The organism is Pseudomonadota bacterium (assembly GCA_022361155.1).
Taxonomy (GTDB): Bacteria; Myxococcota_A; Polyangia; order Polyangiales; family JAKSBK01; genus JAKSBK01.
Map to the genome: position 1 here is coordinate 1 of JAKSBK010000523.1, position 1324 is coordinate 1324.

Below are 1324 nucleotides of genomic sequence, written 5' to 3' on the forward strand. Positions count from 1 at the left end.
GCTGAATATGCCTGAGTCGAACTGAACGCCGTCAGGATCGATGTCCCACAGAATGGCGGCACGCTGCTTGAGCTCATCCACCATCGAGTTCGCAGCCTTCCATGCCGCATAGCCCGTGGCATAGGTGGTGCGGGAGCCTCCGGTCACGTCTGTGTAGCCAATCGTGTCGGTGTCGGCGACTGTGGGTCGAACATCCTCTGCTGGAATGCCGAGCACTTCGGCAGCCTGCATCGAGATCGACGCTCTTGTGCCGCCGATATCGGTCGATCCTTCAACTAGCTCAACTGTGCCGTCCGTGTTCAGCGCGAGGTTCACGCTGGACTTCAGGCCGACGTTGAACCAGTAGCCGGAAGCGATTCCGCGACCGCGCTTGTTGCCAGGCTTCGAAGGCTCTCCGATCGGCGAGTTCCAGTGGTCAGATGCCTTCGTAGCTTCCAACACTTCCTGCATGCCGATGCGAGGGAAGACGACGCCATCGCCCCGCCGCGTGCCTTCGTGCGAGGCGTTGTCAACGCGGAACTGCATCTTGTCGAAGCCTGCCTGCTCACAGAGCTCATCGACAGCAGACTCCATTGCGTATGCGGCCTGCGGCGAGCCGGGCGCACGGTACGCAGCCGACTTGGGCTTGTTAACAACCACGTCCCATCCGTCGATACGAGTGTTCGGAATGTCGTAGCAGGCGTACACGCACATCGCTGCAGGACCGATCACCGCGCCCGGGTATGCGCCAGCCTCAAGCTTGATGTCGCTCTCTGCGGCTATCAGCTTGCCGTCGCTTGTGGCTCCCAGCTTCACCTTGAGCACGCCACCCGGAGCAGGGCCACTGGCCTCGAACACGGCACGGCGCTCCATGATTCCTTTGACCGGACGTCCGCCAGACTTCTTCGAGAGGATCGCGGTGATCGGCTCAAGGTAGATCGGGATCTTGCCGCCAAAGCCTCCGCCAATCTCCAGCGGAGTCACCTTCAGACGGGATTCCGGCATCTGCAGGATTCCAGCCGTCTGGGTCCGCACCGGGAACGCTCCCTGCGTGCTCGTCCAGATTCGGATCCTGTCTTCCTGGTCCCAGATAGCCGTCGCGTTGTGCGGCTCGATGTAGCCCTGGTGAACCATCTGCATCGAGTACTCGCGCTCAATGACATGGTCTGCCTTTGCGAATGCGCCTTCGACATCACCAAACTCGTGGCGGACGTGCGTGGCCATGTTGGTGTTGCGCACCTCGTCGCCGAGGTCATCTCCAACAAGCTCTTCGAGAATCACCGGAGCGCCGTCAGCAAGTGCATCACGCACGTTAGTGGCGTTTGGCAGGACCTCGTATTCGACC

Annotated in this window: 1 protein-coding gene; it reads right to left on the reverse strand. The window is 61.0% G+C overall.

Annotated features, from left to right (window positions below):
- On the reverse strand, nt 1-1324 hold a 1324-nt coding region (locus tag MJD61_19415), incomplete at both ends, for a molybdopterin-dependent oxidoreductase (GenBank protein ID MCG8557432.1).